Source organism: Paenibacillus shirakamiensis, from assembly GCF_017874255.1.
In the GTDB taxonomy this organism is placed as follows: Bacteria; Bacillota; Bacilli; order Paenibacillales; family Paenibacillaceae; genus Fontibacillus; species Fontibacillus shirakamiensis.
On sequence record NZ_JAGGLD010000001.1, the window covers coordinates 1,332,022 to 1,351,952 of the forward strand.

Annotated in this window: 18 protein-coding genes and 1 riboswitch; of the genes, 9 read left to right on the top strand and 9 right to left on the bottom strand. The window is 42.0% G+C overall.

Annotation, left to right across the window (positions count from 1 at the left end):
- Positions 1-13: 13 nt before the first annotated feature.
- Positions 14-820: a CAP domain-containing protein gene (locus tag J2Z69_RS05980; RefSeq protein ID WP_209860041.1), complete on the top strand. Its 807-nt coding sequence runs from the start codon at positions 14-16 to the stop codon at positions 818-820.
- A 187-nt stretch (positions 821-1,007) separates the two neighbouring features.
- Here the strand turns inward: J2Z69_RS05980 and J2Z69_RS05985 are convergent, their stop codons facing one another.
- A complete protein-coding gene (locus J2Z69_RS05985; RefSeq protein WP_209860043.1) occupies positions 1,008-1,277 on the bottom strand; it encodes a hypothetical protein in 270 nt (89 codons plus the stop codon).
- 327 nt (positions 1,278-1,604) lie between these two features.
- Here J2Z69_RS05985 and J2Z69_RS05990 point away from each other — a divergent pair, with 327 nt between their 5' ends.
- Together J2Z69_RS05990 and J2Z69_RS05995 are read left to right on the top strand one after the other, a co-directional pair.
- Entirely contained in the window at positions 1,605-2,015 is a 411-nt protein-coding gene (locus J2Z69_RS05990; protein ID WP_245338963.1) for an MFS transporter, read from the top strand.
- A gap of 331 nt (positions 2,016-2,346) precedes the next feature.
- Positions 2,347-2,715: a hypothetical protein gene (locus J2Z69_RS05995; protein WP_209860047.1), complete on the top strand. Its 369-nt coding sequence runs from the start codon at positions 2,347-2,349 to the stop codon at positions 2,713-2,715.
- Positions 2,716-2,870: 155 nt separating this feature from the next.
- On the opposite strand, the gene J2Z69_RS06000 is transcribed toward J2Z69_RS05995, so the two are convergent.
- Positions 2,871-3,638 (bottom strand): winged helix-turn-helix domain-containing protein, encoded by a 768-nt coding sequence (locus J2Z69_RS06000; RefSeq protein ID WP_209860049.1) that lies wholly within the window; start codon positions 3,636-3,638, stop codon positions 2,871-2,873.
- Between the two features lie 147 nt (positions 3,639-3,785).
- Positions 3,786-3,885: riboswitch (purine riboswitch) on the top strand.
- Between the two features lie 57 nt (positions 3,886-3,942).
- Here J2Z69_RS06000 and J2Z69_RS06005 point away from each other — a divergent pair.
- Entirely contained in the window at positions 3,943-5,115 is a 1,173-nt protein-coding gene (locus J2Z69_RS06005; RefSeq protein ID WP_209860051.1) for an MFS transporter, read from the top strand.
- Between the two features lie 84 nt (positions 5,116-5,199).
- On the opposite strand, the gene J2Z69_RS06010 is transcribed toward J2Z69_RS06005, so the two are convergent.
- Both J2Z69_RS06010 and uvrA read right to left on the bottom strand, forming a co-directional pair.
- Positions 5,200-6,726, bottom strand: a complete 1,527-nt coding sequence (locus J2Z69_RS06010; RefSeq protein ID WP_209860053.1) for an MDR family MFS transporter — start codon at positions 6,724-6,726, stop codon at positions 5,200-5,202.
- A 140-nt stretch (positions 6,727-6,866) separates the two neighbouring features.
- Positions 6,867-9,401, bottom strand: coding sequence for an excinuclease ABC subunit UvrA (gene uvrA, locus J2Z69_RS06015; protein WP_209860540.1), 2,535 nt, complete (start codon positions 9,399-9,401; stop codon positions 6,867-6,869).
- Between the two features lie 287 nt (positions 9,402-9,688).
- On the opposite strand from uvrA, the gene J2Z69_RS06020 reads away from it, so the two are divergent.
- Positions 9,689-10,126 carry a MarR family winged helix-turn-helix transcriptional regulator gene (locus J2Z69_RS06020; protein WP_209860541.1) on the top strand — a complete coding sequence of 146 codons (438 nt, stop codon included), beginning with the start codon at positions 9,689-9,691 and terminating at the stop codon, positions 10,124-10,126.
- A 79-nt stretch (positions 10,127-10,205) separates the two neighbouring features.
- Here the strand turns inward: J2Z69_RS06020 and J2Z69_RS06025 are convergent, their stop codons facing one another.
- The 4 genes from J2Z69_RS06025 to J2Z69_RS06040 form a co-directional block, all read right to left on the bottom strand.
- On the bottom strand, positions 10,206-10,799 hold the full coding sequence (locus J2Z69_RS06025) for a TetR/AcrR family transcriptional regulator (protein WP_209860055.1): 594 nt from the start codon (positions 10,797-10,799) through the stop codon (positions 10,206-10,208).
- Positions 10,800-10,888: 89 nt separating this feature from the next.
- Complete coding sequence (locus tag J2Z69_RS06030; protein WP_209860057.1) at positions 10,889-12,109, bottom strand: MFS transporter; 1,221 nt, start codon at positions 12,107-12,109, stop codon at positions 10,889-10,891.
- Between the two features lie 282 nt (positions 12,110-12,391).
- Complete coding sequence (locus J2Z69_RS06035; RefSeq protein WP_209860059.1) at positions 12,392-13,264, bottom strand: copper amine oxidase N-terminal domain-containing protein; 873 nt, start codon at positions 13,262-13,264, stop codon at positions 12,392-12,394.
- A gap of 13 nt (positions 13,265-13,277) precedes the next feature.
- Complete coding sequence (locus J2Z69_RS06040; protein ID WP_209860060.1) at positions 13,278-14,525, bottom strand: MFS transporter; 1,248 nt, start codon at positions 14,523-14,525, stop codon at positions 13,278-13,280.
- 333 nt (positions 14,526-14,858) lie between these two features.
- Here J2Z69_RS06040 and J2Z69_RS06045 point away from each other — a divergent pair, with 333 nt between their 5' ends.
- Entirely contained in the window at positions 14,859-15,332 is a 474-nt protein-coding gene (locus tag J2Z69_RS06045; protein ID WP_209860062.1) for a MarR family transcriptional regulator, read from the top strand.
- Between the two features lie 142 nt (positions 15,333-15,474).
- A complete protein-coding gene (locus J2Z69_RS06050) occupies positions 15,475-16,773 on the top strand; it encodes an MFS transporter (protein ID WP_425354985.1) in 1,299 nt (432 codons plus the stop codon).
- A 112-nt stretch (positions 16,774-16,885) separates the two neighbouring features.
- On the opposite strand, the gene J2Z69_RS06055 is transcribed toward J2Z69_RS06050, so the two are convergent.
- On the bottom strand, positions 16,886-17,785 hold the full coding sequence (locus tag J2Z69_RS06055) for a 3-hydroxyacyl-CoA dehydrogenase (RefSeq protein ID WP_209860066.1): 900 nt from the start codon (positions 17,783-17,785) through the stop codon (positions 16,886-16,888).
- 232 nt (positions 17,786-18,017) lie between these two features.
- On the opposite strand from J2Z69_RS06055, the gene J2Z69_RS06060 reads away from it, so the two are divergent.
- Both J2Z69_RS06060 and J2Z69_RS06065 read left to right on the top strand, forming a co-directional pair.
- Positions 18,018-18,836, top strand: a complete 819-nt coding sequence (locus J2Z69_RS06060) for a helix-turn-helix domain-containing protein (protein ID WP_209860068.1) — start codon at positions 18,018-18,020, stop codon at positions 18,834-18,836.
- Between the two features lie 81 nt (positions 18,837-18,917).
- Entirely contained in the window at positions 18,918-19,880 is a 963-nt protein-coding gene (locus J2Z69_RS06065; protein ID WP_209860070.1) for a proline dehydrogenase family protein, read from the top strand.
- The last annotated feature ends 51 nt before the right edge of the window (positions 19,881-19,931 follow it).

The following is a 19,931-nucleotide window of genomic DNA, read 5'->3' on the forward strand; positions in this document are numbered from 1 at the left end:
GGTCGGTAAGATCATGAGAAAATTGGATAAAATCATAAGAAAAGTGGGCATTACAGCAACAACCCTCACCCTATTCATTGCCGTATTAGGCTGTTCAACCCAAGGAAAAGGGTCTGAGCAACAAGTATCTCCCCAAAGCCTTCACCGTACTCCCCAAGCCCTAAGCAGTACGCCTCCTTCTAATTTTGTACCAAAAACATCATCGATTGCTACCTCGCTCACCGGCAAATCTTCAATTACGATCAAAGAAACGCCGAATAGCTTCTCCGAATTGCTCAACCAGATTTCAAAAGATCAAGCCAGCACCGATTCTCCAGCACCAGACAAGCAAGAAGAGAACCCCACATCTCAAGATCCTAATCAAAGCCAGCCGGAGAATAATATAAGCGAAAATACCGATCAAAGTCAGGAACAAAATAACAACCAAAATCCGACTTCCAATACGAATTCGTCCGAAGATTTTGCCCAGCAGGTATTGGCTTTAGTCAATCAAGAAAGGTCCAAAGCCGGAGCTGCTGCTCTAACGATAAGTAAAGACCTTTCAACCATGGCGCTTGATAAAGCTAAGGATATGTATAACAACCATTACTTCGATCACAATTCTCCGACCCACGGCTCTCCCTTTGATATGATGCAGGAATATGGCATCACGTTTAGTTCTGCGGGAGAGAACATTGCCAACGGACAGACTACACCTGCCCAAGTCATGAAAGATTGGATGAATAGTCCGGGGCACAAAGCGAATATTTTAAATACGAGTTATAAACAGATTGGTATTGGGTTTTATAATAATGAGTGGGTGCAGGAATTTATTGGATAAAGGGTTTTGATGTTAAAAAAAAAACTCCATGTGAAGCCGATTGGACACATAGCGAAAAGAGACTCAAACTAAACATAGTACGAATCTCTTTTCGTGCTCAACAAGTAGCTAATAAGGAAAAGTAATTATGGACTGAACTCTCTTTTAGAGAAGTCTATTCAGTCATCTATATCTCAATTTTTAACAGTTATTTCAGCAGTAGGAGCAGTACCTTATTTGTAACATCCTCGTCTGTTGGATTTTTGTAAAGTGCCATCATTAAATTGGAAATCTCTTTTTTGTTATTCAGTGTTATATTTAATCGTATATGCTGTCTTAATTGCGTTACAATTACTGCGGTATAGCTCAAAGATCCCACTTTTTGCTTAGTATAGGAAATGTAATTGCTTAGCGCATCTAGTTTGACTGCGTGCTCTAATGCTAATTCCATTTCATCTTCCTGAATCCAACTTGCCAAGCTATTTAATTCAGATTTAAACTTACTATCTGTGTCTAATACTTGATTTGATTGCTTGTCTAATTGTGAATGTTGATAGACATTCAATCCAACGGACGCAAGGAATAGTACACAAGCTAAAATGATTACAGTTAATAGACCAGCATCAACAGCTCACCCAAGATTTTAGAGATTTCCTTGAGCGATGGGTAGACAAGACTATCTCTTCTCCTTCTCTCCCTGAAGAACGTGAAGAATTCAGTATCGGTGTGAATATCATTTCGACGACCGAGACACAAAACGACCGAGACACAAGATGAGGGGAAATAACAAACTGTGCATCTTTTTATGAATAGAAATTTCAAATTAATGTTCATGGGTAGAGTGATCTCTAATATTGGGGATTCCTTATATGCTGTAGCGGCCATGTGGCTTGTCTCCGAACTAGGAGGAAGTACGTTTTATACAGGCTTGGCTGGATTCCTTACGTTAATTCCAAGGTTCATGCAATTTTTCAGCGGACCACTAATTGACCGTATCTCTATTCGTTTCTTGCTGATGAATACACAGCTTATTCAAGCCGTTCTACTTACCATCATACCTCTAGCAAGTTATCTAGGAATGTTAAATGTTGTCCTTGTCTTAATCCTCTCCCCTTTAATCTCTGTGTTCAACATCATAATTTATCCAGCCCAAATGTCAGCATTACCAAGATTGGTCGATAAAAAAGATCTGCTATTTGCAAAAAGCAATCCCTGAACATGTGTTAGGTAGAGTTTTCTCGGCATCGTACAGCTTGAGTGGCATAGCTATGCCACTAGGATCCTTGTGTGGTGGAATACTCGGTGAATACATTGGTAGCACGGCCTTAATAGGCTTTAGCGGAGTAGTAGTTCTATGCATTGGTATGTACTGGCTTATCGATCGAAGAACACGGGAACTCCCAAGTTCAGAGAGAGTCAACGAATCCGCCTTTTTCTAACATCAAATGAACAAAGACCAAGAAAGGATGGAATCGGTATTGTATTTTTCATTTGTGCTATAATTACAAAATATGGAATAACTAGATCAGAGTGAAGGAGGTTATGAAATGAGAACGCATTGGAAAATAGCGCTTGCTAGTCTTATAGGGGGGCTTGCATTAAGCGCGGTCCTCATCGTGAACTCTATTGGACTCCGTAACTTACAGTATATGTATACGCTACACACTACGGAGCAAAAGATTATTAAAATGGAAGGACATCAATCTGCGAACGGATATTATCTTACGAAATCAATCGAACCCACTCAAATTTTAAAACAACGGATGCAGTCTCAAGGTTGGCACTATGTCCAGCATGAGGGAAATGGATATTTCTTTGAAAAAAAACAGCAGCAGACCATCGTCACAACTACAATTTGGAATCATAATTATGTCCTCTATCAAGTGCAACGCGATGTGGTTGATCTTACTGGGTAATTCCTCAAGATCACCCAAGCTCCATTAATCATGTGATATTCTTCCATCATCATCTCCTTCACTCCACACAGAGATCTGTATATATGTTTAATTTCTCATGTTACTATCTCATGAAATGTCATAGTAGGCCCCCCACCTTAATAATGAGGATGCACTTAAGCAAACGAAGACAATCGCAATGATGCCAGCTCTAGCGGAATATAATACTTGTTATGAACGACGATCATACCGCGATGATCCATAATATTTTCCATAAGCAACACAAAAATATCTTGGTCTGTGAACAATCCACTTAGTTTGAGCATCTCGGTACCCTGAATATATTTGATCTCCATCTCTGACTTGTGGGCGAAGGCGTAAATTCCCTCCTCTAAGTATTGCTCCACACTCTTCTTATCATTGAGATTAACGTTATAATTGTTCAAGGTATCGCTCGGTATAATACTATAACAGAAACCCACCTGAGTACTGCTGTTCAAAAAGTTACGCTCCACGCCCAAATAGACAGGAACCTCCCGCCGAAGTACCGTATTAACATAGGATGTGGATCCTTCCAGACGAGAGACTGTCGTCATCTGGTCTACCGAGGCTGTACAACATTTTTGAAAAGGATTTCCAATTCGCTCGAGTCCAATGAAATGTCCATCCCCCATTTTGCGCACGATATTCCCATACCCATGCTTCGCTTCCACAAAGCCATCTTCCTGTAACAGGGCTAAAGACTGGCGAAGCGTTGTTCGGCTAACACCCATAATCTTCGATAGATCCGCTTCTGCAGGTAAACGGGTTCCTTCAGGATATACCCCTTGTTCAAACATTTCGAGTAACTGGTTATACACCTTGATATAGCGGGATTTCTTGGTATAAATCGTGTCTTTTGTGTTCATTTTGGTGCTCATCTTCGTGCTCATTTTAGCTTCCATAATTGAGTTCCCCGTTCGCAATAAAATATCTATTTGTTCATTATGGCAAAATAAAAGAAGGATCACAAGCAAGCGGTTCTCTTCTACCCTTATATGTGTAGGTGAATTAATTTAAAAACAACATTGTACACTTGTATTAAAATAGGTATACTTATAATCAATGTCCAATGTATAACCTCAATGATATGGTTTGAGGGTCTCTACCAGGAACCACAAAATCCTGATTACAAAATGGAGCAATCTATTTTGTAATCAGGATTTTGTGGTTTTTTAACATCTACTTCCAGAAAGGAATGACAGAATATTGAATCTTAAAGTGCTAGTCCTAGCTGCCTCTGCCATTTGTGTAGGCTTAGTTGAACTCATTGTGGGAGGGATTCTGCCTTTAATTGCAGATGATCTCCATGTACCGATAGGTAAGGCAGGACAGCTTATCACTGTGTTTGCTCTCGTCTATGCTATTGCAGGCCCTATCCTTCTTACGTTAACTGCAAGATTTGAACGAAGATCACTGTACCTTGCATCTTTAGTCGTCTTTTTTGTAGGGGATCTCATTACTTACTTCAGTCAGAATTATGCAATGATGATGTTCTCACGAATTGTTACGGCGCTAAGCACATCGCTAATTATCGTTCTGTCTCTTACCATTGCTGCAAAAGTTGTTGCCGCAGAGCATCGTGCCAAAGCGATCGGTGTAGTGTTCATGGGCGTTAGCTCATCCTTAGTGCTCGGTGTACCGCTAGGTATTCTTGTAGGCAATACGTTTGGTTGGCGAGTAATTTTTCTCGGAATAGCTGTCCTAGCTCTAGTCTCCATGGTACTCATTTACTTCTTCCTAGAAAAAATACCTGCTGACAAGGTCAAACCACTATCCGTACAAATAAAAGCCCTTGGCAATGCAAAAGTAGTTGGTGCTCATCTAGCAACGCTGTTCACCTTAGCAGGACACTATACGCTGTATGCCTATTTCACACCCTTTCTAGTGTCCCAAATGCATTTAGATCAGTACTGGATTAGCATATGTTACTTTATCTTTGGAATTTCGGCAGTAGGAGGGGGCGCACTCGGAGGATTCCTCGGAGATCGTCTGGGGTCACGTAAAAGTATTCTTCTAGTCATCAGTTCCTTTGCGGTGATCTTAGTGTTAGTCCCACTATCTACGTTCTCCTTGATCTCATTCCTTATCGTTATGGTCATTTGGGGTGCACTTAGTTGGAGCCTTGCTCCACCGCAGCAAAATTATCTCATTCAAATTGATCCCGAACACTCAGATATCCAGCAGAGTTTCAACAGCTCCGCGCTTCAAATCGGGATTTCCTTAGGATCTGCCATCGGGGGTGTAGTTCTAGAGCAGACGGGTACGGTTGCAAGCATGCCATGGGTTGGTGCCATCGTTGTCGTCATTGCCTTGCTCTGCGCCATCTACTCTCTTACTAGACCTACGTCGGCGTCTGTACCTTTGAAGCAAGTAAGCTAAATTTAAATGTATATACAAAAGAGCACGGATGGCATTTCGCCATCCGTGCTCTTTTATAACTGTTACCAGCCATATCGTCTTGTACTAATGCGCCGCCGTATATTCTTCCAATTCAGATGCAGGATCAAATTTCTCTCTGCTCATGGCAAAGGCTGCAATAATTGCAATCACCGCAGGGATGATGGCCCATGCAAAAGTCTGCACAAGAGAAGAAGACAACGCATCTGTAATTTTATCCAACACTTGCGTAGGAATGTTCTCACGAGTGCCTGGAGTTAAAATCTTGCTCGGATCACTTAGATCCACACCGGCTGGAGCTGGACCCCCGCCACTGAACATCGCTGTCAGTTTGTTAGCAAATAGATGGCTTTGAATAATACCGAACACGGTAATACCTAGGGTCATCCCAAGTTCTCTCGTAAAGCTAAGCGTGGAACTTGCAGACCCACGTTGGTTCGCTGAGAAACCATGTATAGCCGAGTTACTTAGTACGGAGAAGGATGAACCAATCCCTAGACCAATCAAGATCATAAAGAGCGTTACCAAAACCCGCGAAATATCAGGAGTTAACAAGGTAAGCAAGGCGATTCCTGCTACAAGCAGCGCTAACGTTGGAATCATGATCGAACGATAGTTGAGCTTAGACAGAAGGAAACCACCACCCGCCGCCGTAACGACCGAGCCCACCATCATCGGAAGAAGAACCAATCCCGAATTCGTTGCAGATCCCCCTAGAACACCTTGAATGAAGATCGGAATGTACACCGATGCTGTAATAAATGCCGCGCCACTAAACAGAGCGATAATATTACTTGTTGTATACAGACGGTTCTTGAACATACCGAACGTAATAATCGGTTCTTCGGCTCGTCGTTCAATGAAGACAAAGGCCACAGCCAGCAATACAAAAGCAGCGAACAGCCCTAAAATCATGGCGGAGTCCCAAGCGTAAGATTTGCCACCGAGTTCAAGTCCGAACATCAGACATACTACTGAAGCAACAAGAGTTGTAGCTCCAAGATAATCGATCTTTTCTTTAGAGTGCTTAACCGACTCTTTATAGAAGAAGGCAATTATACCAAATGCAATGATACCTACGGGCAAGTTAATATAGAAAATCCATGTCCAGTTAATATAATCCGTAATATATGCACCAAGTAAAGGACCAAAAATACTCGAAATCCCGTATGCAGCTCCGAAGAGACCGCCAATTTTACCCCGTTTCTCAGGAGCTACAATATCGAACATAATGGTGAAGGCAATCGGTACTAACGCACCGCCACCAATCCCTTGAATGGCCCGATAAATACTTAATTGAATAATGGTATCAGCTGTTCCACAAAGAGCAGAACCGATCATGAATACGATAATCCCGAAAATAAAGAATCGTTTACGTCCATACATATCAGACAATTTACCGAAAATCGGCATCCCAGCCATCTCGGCCACCATGTAGGCTGATGTCACCCACATTAATTTATCAAAACCACCTAAATCTCCTACAATCGTACCAATCGCAGTTGACACAATGGTATTGTCCATAGAAGCCATAAGTGTCGCTAACAGTAGACCTGCAATAATCAGACCTACATTATTTTTTGCTTTTACCATAATGATTGGTTCCCCTCCATGTTCCCTATAGATCTGTTTAAAAATATTGAATTCTAAATACCTATGTTCTTCTTATTATCATGTGGCATGTGGCATATGGAATGGTGCTGAAATCACCCCCCAGCGTTCTTGAGGATCCATCAAAGTCCTTCTACAAGAATTTTTTTCAAATACTGCCCTGTATAAGAATTTGAAACCGTAGCTATTTGCTCTGGCGTGCCTTCCGCCACCAAGGTTCCACCCGCTGCACCTCCTTCAGGACCGATATCAATCACCCAATCGGATTCACGAATAAGCTCCATACTGTGTTCCACTACCACCACCGTATTCCCCGCATCTACGAGCTTATCCAAGAGTACATGTAGACGATCAATGTCCGTCGGATGAAGTCCCGTAGTTGGTTCATCAAGCAAATAAAGAGTATGGTTCTTTGAAGGTTTGCTAAGTTCCTTGGCTAATCTGATCCGCTGTCCCTCACCACCAGATAAGGTTTTTACGGATTGGCCCCACTGTAAATATCCAAGTCCAACTTCGCAAAGTGTCTCAATCATACTAGCCATTTTGGATTCAGACTGGAGAATTGGCAGACTTTCTTCTATGGACATATTCAGTACATCTGAGATCGAATGACCTTGATATAGAACCTCAAGAACCTCATCTGTGAATCGTCTTCCCTTACAGTCCGGACACTTCACTTCAAGATCAGGCAGGAAGTTCATATCTACAGTCAGTACTCCCAAACCTTGGCATGTCTCACAGCGTCCACCTGGCGTGTTAAAAGAAAAGTGTTTTGTCGTCAATTTTCTAGTCTTCGCCTCAGGTAATCCAGCGTACAGTTTGCGTAGATGTGTGAACACATCTGTATAGGTAGCTACATTGGAACGCTGTATTCTACCCATCGGCGTCTGATCAAAGATCACGAGGTTATCTATATGCTCAAATCCCGCCATATCTTTGTAGCCCTTCTGTTTCTTCTGCTCCTGATTCTTGCCATCTGCCAGCACATCAAAGACTAAGGTGGATTTTCCAGATCCTGATACGCCTGTTACTGAAATGAGACAACCTAAAGGAAAAGATACCTTGGGAATATTAATGTTACGAATGCGAGCTTCATGAATAATGATCTGATCTCCTGCACCGGATCTGCGAGTTCGTATAGGAGCTGGTAGACTCTCCTGCCGCAAATACGCCCCAGTCACTGAATGTTCGCTCTGCATAAGATCTTCTAGACTTCCTTCACCTACCACGGTTCCCCCGTGCAGTCCAGCTCCAGGACCGATATCGACAATATGATCCGCTGCGCGCATCATCTCGATATCATGCTCAATTACAAGCACGGTATTCCCCAGATCTCGAAGCTGCCGAAGCACATGAATAAGCCCTGATGTATCTTTAGGATGAAGTCCTGTTGTTGGCTCATCTAATATATAGAGAACACCTGTTAGCCCTGAACCAAGAAGTGAAGCAAGACGCAGTCTTTGCGCCTCTCCGCCTGATAAAGTGACCGTTTGACGATTCATCGAGAGATACCCAAGTCCAACATCCATAATTCGCTCTAACCGAGAAGGCATGTCATGAAGAACTGGTTCAAGCAGGTGTTGCCCTGCCTCAGGAAGCGTGGCTTCCACCTTATTCAACCAAGCAAGTACTTCACCTAAAGAACCCTCTGCCACTTCTGTAATAGTGATACCAGCTACCCGCACAAGACGAACTTCTTGCTTCAGCCGAGCACCGTGGCAGGATGGGCACAACTGCTCCTGAAAGAAACCACCTTCTTTCTCAGATGCCGACCCTCCTTCTGCTTCCTTCTCTTTATATCGACGCCAGAGTCCCGGGATAACCCCTTCGAACTTAGTGCCTGATACAGGTTTCACTTCCGGAAAATGCCGTTTGAAGGCTTCACTTTCTACCCCGTAATACAATAGATCACGCTGAATCTCACCATACTCTTTCAAAGGTAAATCCGGGTCTAGAACGAATCCAAAATGCTTGCCAGCAGCCACTAATATACGGGTCTGAATATCGCGATGAACCCCATTTAGGGAGGCTACTCCGCCTTCGCTCAAGCTGAGATCCAAATTAAAAACAGCAAGCTCATTAATACTTGCTACATGCCCGAGTCCACTGCATGTCTCGCAGGCTCCCTCTGGTGTGTTAAAAGAGAAATGTGGCATCGTTAGCTTCATAAGTTCCGCTTCACAATGCGGACAATGAAGGGTCGGGCGAGCTACCTCCTCGTCTTCATCCTGCCATCTACTTGAACTTTTACCAGCACTCGTATGGGTAGGTTCAAACCTTGGAGGAATAACCCGATTACATGCTGGACATGTACGTTCCCCTAATCTTGAAAAAATAAAACGGACAAAGGTATACAGCTCCGTTACCGTTCCTACAGTGGAACGTGGATTGCGATTGGTAACATGTTGCCCAATGCTGATGGATGGGGATAGTCCTTCAATCGAATCGACTTTGGGCCTCGTGATTCCATCTGCCATCATGCCCATCGATTCCATATATTGACGCTGACATTCGCGTTGCAGTGTATCCATAGCGAGCGTAGACTTGCCTGAACCTGAAGGACCGGTTAGAACAACCAATTTATATTTAGGAATCGATAGCGAGATATTCTTCAGATTATTTTGACGTGCGCCTCGAATCGTAATGGTGTCTTTCACTTCAGAATGCTCCTCACGTTGATTACATATAATCTGTTCTAATGTCTTACGTAGCATGGCGCGCTTTCCACAAGGTTCTGTAATATATCCTTCCCTCAAATTCCATATACATTGCAAAAAGTACGGAAATTCGCTAAAATAAAAACAGATATTCACTTGTTCATCAAATATTTCGTAAACCTAATATCTCGTTCATCAAGATAATATTATTTTAAAAGGAGGTTTACATTTTGTCAAGCCAATATTCTGATCCCTCATCCCACTCTAAGGAACAATTCACCTTACTTATGCGTGGCCTAGGTTCAAGGACGATTCTCTATCAACAAAATGTTGCGGCTTCACTCGGGCTGTACAATAATGACTTTATTTCTGTAGATATTCTGCGCGAGACGGGGCCCATTACTGCTGGTGAGTTATCCAAAAAAACGGGACTCGCTACCGGCACGATTACCGCCCTAGTGGATCGCTTGGAGAAGATTGGTTACGTTCGCCGTGAACATGATCCCTCAGACCGTCGCCGTGTCATTATTGTCCCTCAATATGAACATAAAGAAGAGATCAGCAACACTTATTCCCCTCTTCATCAAGCCATGCTCAGCCTAGCTTCATCTTATACAGAAGATGAACTGGAGCTCATTACTCAGTTTTTAGGCAAAGCAAGCGGCATTCTGGAGGAGCAAATTCAACAATTGAGCTCTACCCCGCATGGTAAGCCATCTTCATAAATATCACGATTTACAGGCAGCATCAAAAAAGCGATCTTCCCGTTGTTATAACCGGAAGATCGCTTTTTTTGTGTACATTTTATGGTTCACAGATTCCTTTTAAAAATACAGTAATGGCCTGCTTATACAATATCAGTGCACTTTCTGTATCGGATTTCCGCGACATTTGCCCTAGCCCAACAATCAGGCTTTCCATAATGACGGCTAGCATATCCGCATCACTGGCTGCGAATTCTTTACGCTCCATGCCTTGTTGCAACAAATCCCGATTAAAACCAATGTGGGACTTAATCATGCTAGAGATTCGTTCTTCTACATCACTTTTCACATTGCCATTGCTAAAAAATTCGTCAGCGGCTTTGGTTAGCGGATGATTCAAATCGTTGGTCACAAGATGTTCCGCTACGCCGTATAACTTATCTGTAATCGTCTTATAAGAAGCTTCTTTCTGCTGCCAATGAATTAGCCATTCCCGGTCCCATTCATCTAACAAATAAAGGAAAAGCCCCTCTTTGCTCTTAAAATGATAATAAATATTGCCTTTGCTACTCCCTGTTGCGGCAACAATGTCCTCAATGGAAGTAGCTGTATAGCCCTTCTGAACAAACAAAGCTCTTGCGGAATCTGCAACCTTTTTTTTAGTTTGTTCACTTTGAAGCTGTTTTTTATTCAATCCCCGCTCATCTCCAACTATTGGATTCCATACGTTTCACACTATACCAAATTCACGAAGTCCTATCTATGTTTAGATAATTTTTTAGATTACAAGGCAGAATCATGAAGCGTTGATGTATCCTTTACCCCGCCGCGCAAAGACAAGACACAACATAGAATGAGCACGATTCCTGCAATAAGGTATGGATAATTCACATTTAGATCGAACAGAACTCCAGCAACAATAGGTCCTGCGATATTCCCAAGGCTTGTATAAGCTGAATTCAGACCCGCTACAAAACCTTGCTGCTGCTCAGCCATCTTAGACATCTGAGTGCTAATCGCTGGGCGCAATATATCAATAGCTAGGAAGACGATGAACGTAACCACGACAATCATCCAGAATACATTGACCAATAAGGTCAGTAGTACAAATACTCCACAGAGCAGTAAGCAGGTTGTAATAACCCGTTTTTCACCAAAACGATTCAGTATCCACCCAAAAACCGTTAACTGCACGACAGCTCCTGCGATGGAGCCAAATGTGATGATAAAGGCGATATCTTTCGCAGTGAAACCGAATTTATGGTCTACAAACAATCCAAATACCGTCTCATAATTAGATAAACCAAATGTCATGACGAACACAATAATGAGGCTGAAAAAATAAGGTTCTTTATAAGAGAGCAGCAGTTGTGCAATCATGCCGGGTTGTTTCTTCTGAGTACCCTCTTTTTTAGTAACCACAGGCTGTTCACTAATTTGCGGTTTGGATTCAGGTAGAATGAACAAAGAAAGTAGTCCTGCAAAAGCTCCGGCGACAGCTGCAGCATAGAATGGAGCTCTAATTCCAAATACAGCTAAGTATCCTCCAATGCCCGGCCCAATAATGAAACCCGTAGTAATCGCTGCATTGATAAGTCCCATACCTTTTGCGCGTTCCTCGTTCGATGTCATATCTGCGGTATACGCCATGACGGCTGGCATAATCATCGCTGCCCCTACACCTCCAAGCATTCGGGAAAGGTACAGCAGTAAGGAGTCAGTAGCGATACCAAATAACAATTCAGATACGGCGAATACGCCCATACCAAGGACAATCATTTTTTTCCGTCCCCAAGTGTCCGAAAGTTTGCCTGCAAATGGTGAGCATAAGAGCTGAGTTAAAGAGAATGCTGCAACGAGTAATCCCACTGTAGACCCACTGATGTGAAGGGTATTCATATATTGCGGCATAATGGGAACGACAAGTCCAATGCCCGTGAAGATGAGGAAAATATTCAACATTAAGAGCAGTAGAGCTCCCCGATTTCTAGTAAGTAAAGACATGATGAGTGAGCCTCCAATGCATAATTTAATTCTATTTATTTTCTGCAATTCATTAATTAATTAATATACTGAACGTTCGTTCTATATAATAACATTTGTCTGTTACTTCTACAACCTTAGTGTATAACCTATAGCCATCGAGGCATGAAAAAAATGAAGCGTCACATGAAACGCTCTACCTTTATGTAGAAAATATATAAAAGAATATGTATTTCATTTTTTACTCATAGATCACATTAGCAGAAGAAATATAAATACGTTATTAAATAAAAAAGCTCCCGTTTAGGGAGTTACTTTTAGTGATCTCGGTGCCACTAGCACAAAAGATAAAGAGTTAGATTTCTTGAATTGAACTGTGAACTGCGTATCCGCTCGGAGTAATCCACCTTTTTGTATGGCAGGCCGTACTTTGTCTTTAATATCCACTGACGTCATTTCTGTATCATTAAAAAACACCCCATCGGAACTATTACTAATAATCATATGAAAATCTGCCGCGCCTTGAGGAAGATCGTGACCCGTAATGTTCTTAGCTTTGAACTGTAAGGATTGGGCATATTCATATCCTTGTGAGCTGCTAAAGGCAGATAATGTAGCCGGACTCACTGTGAAATCTGAGATTTGAAATACATAGGGATTGCTCAAGCGCTGAATACCAAAGCGATCGTCATCACTTAAGTAAAAAAAACGGCCCGCCTTCAAGGCTTGCGGATCTATTACTGTTACAACGCCGAGATTATGATGATTCAATTTTAATTGTAGAGATTCCGTAATCCACCTTAAGGGAACAAACACCGCGCCTTCAGAGACAACGGGTACTGTATCCATCCCCTTCTCTTGTTCGTTGAAGAAGGCTCTACTTGAACCGATCGTTACATTGAGGTTGCTTTGTCCACGGGACAAAGATGCTGATTTACGGGCAGGATCGTAGCTCACTTTAGCTCCCAATATTTCAGCAACTGCGCGCAGGGGAACCATCAATCGTTGATGTTCATCGATATATGGTGGTTTGGGATAGGTAAAGGCGACTACATAATCGTTAACTTTGAGAACGGGTGTACTGTGAAGTATCGTATTATCTTTGGCGTGTGTAAGATTCGCTTGAACAGTCCATCCGAGAATGCTCAATAACAGGACATACATATATTTTTTCATCTTTATTCTCTCCTCAACCTGAAATATTATGTTCTTCTAAGGAAGGTTCCTTGGGATACCTTCGAGATAAGAAGGAAGAAGTTAAGAACAACCCTCCCATGATCATAAGCAACACTCTACTACCCAGACTTTCCGCCAGAAATCCAGATGAACTTCTGCCCAAAGTATTCAGCATACCCTGTACTGTGTAATTCACTCCGTATACTCTACCCATGAGTGTGGAAGGCGTTCCTGATTGTAATACAGTATTAAAAGCAGCTCCCGAGATCCCAAATGATATACCTGCAATGAACACAAATCCAATCACGACTCCTTGATGATGCGCAAAGGCTAGACTACCAAAACCAATCGCCTGAATGAGATAACTTAATCCAATAGAGGAGCGTGGCGTTATTTTCAAATATGGCAGTAGCCCAAATCCAACAAACTGACCTAAGGCCAAAGCTGAATAGATATATCCAGTAAGTTCCAGACGTTGGGATACATCCAGCCCAATCTCATGATCTAAGTATGCGGGTAAAAGCACAAAAAAAGGTGAATATGCAAGGATGGAGATTGAATTTATGATAAATAAACGCAGCAAAAATCGGTCTTGAAATACAAATGAGAAGCCCTTCATAACCTCTCGAATGAAAGAGCTTGAGTTGTTACCCAGCTTCTCTCTTTTGGGTATTTTAAGAAATAAGGCCATGAACATCGCAAATAAAAATGTACATGCATTGAGGATAAGTACAAACTCTACAGAAGTATATGCAAGTAAAATCCCACCCAGCGCAGGACCTACCAAATAACCTATACTTTCTGTCATGCCTATCGTTGCATTCGCTGTCGTGAGGTCCTCTTTCTTTACAAACTGAGGTAGAAGGGCATGTAGTGTAGGTTCAAAAAACTGCGAACAAGCGCCCAATATAAAAGAAAGAATAGCAAAATTAATAATGTTTAACAGATCATAGTACAAAAGCAGACCCATCCCTATCAAGATAACACCACATCCACAACTCGACCCTATCATTAATTTTTGGCGTTGAAAACGATCTGAGAACACACCTGCCAGACTACCAAATATCACATTTGCAGCAGCAAACGATGCTAACACTATGCCTGTTCCTGAACTAGAATGTGTGAGTTCAAAAGCTATAGCAATAATAGCAACAGAATATATGCCATCTCCAAGTCTCGAGATCAACATACCAAAGAATGAAAGCATCAGATTATGATGCGTCTTAAGTAGTTGAATGTGGGGAGTATGCAATATACGCAATTAAGTATCCTCCTTCCTTGTTACTAAGACACCTCTTCTTAAGCTAAAGTTACATTCACATTAACGGTTAAGGACGTTCCGACATACAAAAAGAGAAATTTTGAAGAACTTCTCAGCTTACTTGCCCTATGTCCTACTGTTTTTTTAATTAGCAACTTTGGATAAAATTCAAATTTGGATTGACAATGTTCCGAGTGGTTCCCCGTACCATCATTAGTTACATGATTGAATCGCATCACGCTTAGTATTGATATAATATTTATGTTGGTAAAGGTAACTTGAAACAAAAATATATTATATGTTAGGGTTAATGTACCAACGGGAGGACTGTCCATGAACAAAGAAAAACGAGTCATCTTGGGTTTTAGAGATTTATATAACAAGATGGTGTCGCTTAATAAATCTAAGATGGAAGTTGCTCTTAAGGGCTATACTCCCTCTGAAGTACACTGTATTGAATACATTGAACAACATGTAGATTCCAACGTGACCAAACTTGCGGAATATTTTTATATGACTCGCGGTGCCATAAGTAAATTAACGAAGAAGCTGATAGAAAAAAACTTAATTGAGAGCTATCAGAAGCCGGATAATAAGAAAGAAATTTATTTTAGGCTGACGGAACAAGGGAAAGTAATTTATACAATCCATGAGGATCTTCACAAAGAGTTTCAAGAGCGAGATCAATCCGTGTTCGAGCAGATTACTGAGGAGCAATTTGACAGTATGCTGAATTTCGTGGACAACTATAATAGGCATTTAGATGAAGAGATTAAGAAATTGGATAGAGATTTGAAACTGGAGTAGTTTAAATTAAGAAACAAGAAAATATACATTAGCCCTGTTCTGCAAGCGGACGGGCTATTTTTTTAGCTATTGTATTGTTGACAAGGAAACAAACATAAGATACGATATTTTTGTTTCCTAGGAAATAAAAATATCGTATCTTATCGAATTTAAGGAGATCAAGTACATGTCCAGATTTAAACCTCAGAGATCAGAACATCAACAGATCATAGAACAGAACCCAGAACAGAACACAAAACAAAGCATAGATAAACACGCTTTAGTATTCGGGCTTATCTCTGTGTTTCTTTGCGGAATAGGCTTCAGTATCATCACGCCTGTCGTCCCATTTTTAGTGCAGCCTTATATAAGTGAACCGGGTGAACAGGCGATTGTTGTTACCCTGCTGACCTCTGTTTATGCCTTTTGCGTGTTTTTTGCAGCTCCCGTACTTGGAGCTTTGAGCGATAAATATGGCCGTCGTCCATTGCTTTTAATATGCCTTTTGGGTTCAGCCATCGGCTACTTTGTGTTTGGCTTAGGGGGAGCGCTATGGATACTATTTGCTGGGCGCATCATAGAGGGGATAACAGGTGGTAGCATAGGCACGATCTTTGCTTACTTTGCAGACATCATTCCCCCCGAGCAGAGAACCAAATACTTTGGATGGGTGAGTGCGGTTGTAGGTGTAGGCACGATCATTGGTCCAACTCTAGGCGGATTGCTTGCCAAGTTTGGTTATGCAGTACCGATGTATTTTGGAGCCATCATTACTTTATTGAATGTTCTGTATGGATTCTTTTTTATGCCTGAGAGCTTGAACAAGAAGAACCGACTACAAGAAATCACATTAAGAAGACTAAATCCATTTATACAGCTTGTTCACTTGCTATCCACGAAAAACTTAAAAAGACTGTTCATCTCAGCGTTCTTACTTTGGATACCTAATGGATCTTTACAGGCCGTTTTTTCACAATTTACTTTGGATACGTTCAGCTGGAAACCTGCACTGATCGGACTGATGTTCTCCATCATGGGCTTCCAAGACATCATTTCACAAGGCTTCATCATGCCAAGGCTTTTGAAAAAGAGTACGGACAAACAGATAGCTATGTTAGGAATGGTGTCCGAGATTATAGGCTACGGTCTGATCGCACTTTCCGCTTTGTTCTCATTCTATCCTCTACTCATCGCGGGGATGTTTATATTTGGTTTCGGTGATTCGATCTTTGGGCCTTCATTTAATGGGATGCTCTCCAAGTCGGTCGACTCTAGTGAACAAGGAAGGATTCAGGGAGGCAGCCAATCGATTCAGGCTCTAGCCAGAATGATTGGGCCAATCATTGGAGGTCAAATCTATGTATCCTTGGGTCATGCTGCACCCGCTGTCATGGGAATCATTCTTATAGCCGTGGCAGCTCCCATTTTAAACAAGAGAACATCTACAGAATCAGTTCTTTAAACTAAAATTAGCTAGGACATATTAAAGAAGGCTAACAAAACTTAGATCTAAGTTCTGTTAGCCTCTACTTAATTCATATTTTCTACTTCCTATTTCCTAATACATTTCACTCTCAGCTCTTCAAAAACTCCGGATGTGCAAAACTTGGATTCGGATACGAATAAAAGCCCTCCCCAGTTGCTCTACCTAACTTTCCTTTATCAATATACTCCGACTTCATTAGGTCAGCTACCTTTTGATAATCTGTATTGCCTGTTGCTTTGGCTTTGGCAAGGCTAATATTATAAGCAGTATTGATTCCTACGACATCTAAGATAGCAAATGGACCCAGCGGGGCCCCGGTGCCAACCATCCACGTTTTATCGATCGTCTCTACATCTGCTACTTCTTTGATTAAAAGCATCTGCGCCGCATCGAGCAGTGGTACTAGGAGTGAATTCAGAATATAACCTGGCTGTTCCTTCTGGAGCGGGAGAGCCACCATGCCAATCGCTTTGGCGAATGCAATGACTTCATTGAATACATCCTCATTCGTTTCCGGATGTTTCATGATCTCCGCAGTGTTGTTTTTCCAGATCTCATTCGCAAAGTGAAGGGCCAGAAATTTCTGCGGCCGCCCTGTTGCTTCTGCAAATTGGCTGGGGAGGAGTGTAGAGGAGTTCGAGGCAAAAATAGTTTTCTCTGGAGCGACGTTCCCCAGCTTTTTATAAAAGTCTGTCTTTATATCTACGACTTCAGGAATGGCTTCAATGACGAGATCGGCATCCGCAACAGCTTTAGTTAAATCACTGTTATAAGCTATGCGATCAAATGCTGTATTCACTTCTTCCTCGGTAGCTTTCAGATCCTCTTGATAACGAGATTTCAGCTCAAATATTCTATCTTTAGCTTTATGTAAAGCCTCATCGTTAATATCGTAGACTGTAACTTGGAATCCTTCGAAGGCGGTCTGAAAAGCGATTTGGCTACCTAATACTCCACTACCGGCAATCGTGATGTGTTCGATGTTCATGGTGAATTCTCCTTTTGTTATGAAGTAGTCCTATCCCAAATATACAGTAGATAATTATAGCTCTATATTTGAGCTTACCCATGTTGCTCATTGGATAAACGAGCGATTCCCAGAGACTAGAGCCTAGTTGAATAAATATAATTTCATACGGAACACTGGCATAATTGTTATGATGAAGAGAAAAGAATCCAGTCTATCGCATTCTACTATTCAAAAATTAGGAGGTATACTCATGGGATTATCCTTTTATCGTGAGGCCGAACTTCCCTTTCTTGAGGCCAAAAACTGCACAGCTCAGCCCATTTGTTACCAAAAACATTTCCATGATGAACTCTCCATTGGCGTAGTTCGTAAAAGTTCAACCTCCGCATGGTGCGACGGTAAGTCGATGGAACTTGCAGAAGGAAACCTAATCTCCTTCCCCCCTCATATGCCACATGCCTGCCAACCCCAAGCGCATAGCGATTGGTCTTACGATATGCTGTTCATTCAATCAGATTGGATTCATCTATGGGTAGATAATCCTACTCCCCTTCAGAACCTGCTCATTATGAATGATCAACAAGCTAGTGCATGCAGTGCATGGATGACGCGCAGTATGCGGGCTTTTCAGACCAGACAGACTCCTATGGAAATTGAATCTTCTGTTATGGGACTGATCTCTGCACTGATTCATTTCAGTGGAGGACGACAAAACCTTCCTATTCGCAAGGGCCGCGAGCGAGCAACATTTCGAATAGCCCAAGACTATATACATTCCCATTTTCGAGAGAAAATCACTTTAGATATGCTGGAGAATCTTACAGGCGTCAGTAGATATCATCTTATCCGTATTTTTCAAAGCGAGTGTAATCTTCCTCCTGCTGCCTATCAGATTTTACTTCGTATTAACTATGCCAAAAAAGAGCTGGCTCGTAAGAACAGCGAACAACCGAAGCGCTCCATCACAGAGATTGCCCTGGAGGCAGGATTCTATGACCAAAGTCATTTCAGCCGTATTTTCCTAAGTCATGTAGGCGCCCCGCCGGGACGTTATGCTTCAAGCTTATAAACAGAGCAATATTGTACAAGACTCCTTCATCTTTAGAGCTTTATGCTAAGAGCAGAACATACGAAGGGGGAGTCATCTTATATGAATTACTCATCTACAGAACTTGCTTTTGCTCATTCATTAAAAGGCATTGCACGAAATAATGAGCTGAAATCCCGTATATTAGAGTCCTCGGACATCAGCCCACTTCTTAGCAGCGCTGCCAAACGTTTCATGGCTGGCATAGATCAGAAGCCCGCCCTAACTATAGCTGAAGCTCTGAATCAGCGTGGGTATAGTACAAACATAGAATACATAGGAGAGAACACTACCTCCACCACAGAATGTGAACGTGTAGTACATGAGTTTGAACGACTGATCCACACATCGGCGCAGCAACAGTTACAGACCTATATATCTCTAGACTTGTCGCACATCGGGTTATCGATTAATACACAACTGGCACTGAAGCACCTTAAAATATTAGCCAAGCAAGCTCACAACCATGGGATGAAAATCTTTGTAGGTATGGAAGAAATGGCCAAGACCGATGCCGTGCTAGAAGTATTCCATAAGGCTGCGGCTGAGTTTCCCAATCTAGTTATCACCCTTCAGGCCCAGCTTATGCGTTCAACGGCAGATCTCCAAGCACTACATTCTATAGATTGCTCTCTGCGGATCGTAAAAGGGGCCTTCCAAGAAGCTGCGAATGTCGCTCTTCCCCGCTCTAAGAAACTGAACTCACATTATTTGAACTTAATACAAATCGCTCAGGAACAAGGAAAGTCTGTATCTATTGCAACACATGATCAAGTGCTCATTCAAGACGTAACTCGGCTAGGTTACTTGCATCACCCACAAGCTGAACTTGAATTACTATTTGGTGTTCGACCTGAAGCTGGATTGCAGGCTAGACAAACGGATATTCCGGTAAGAATCTATCTCCCTTATGGAGAAGAATGGTACCTTTATTTATGTCACCGCATTGCCGAGCATCCACCTAATATATACACGGCCTTCATAGATGTAATAGAAGGACAACCTTCTCCCATAGAAGGATACTAAACGTTGAGAAAAAGCCCTTATGAATTGCAGCATCATTCGCCACGGATTCAT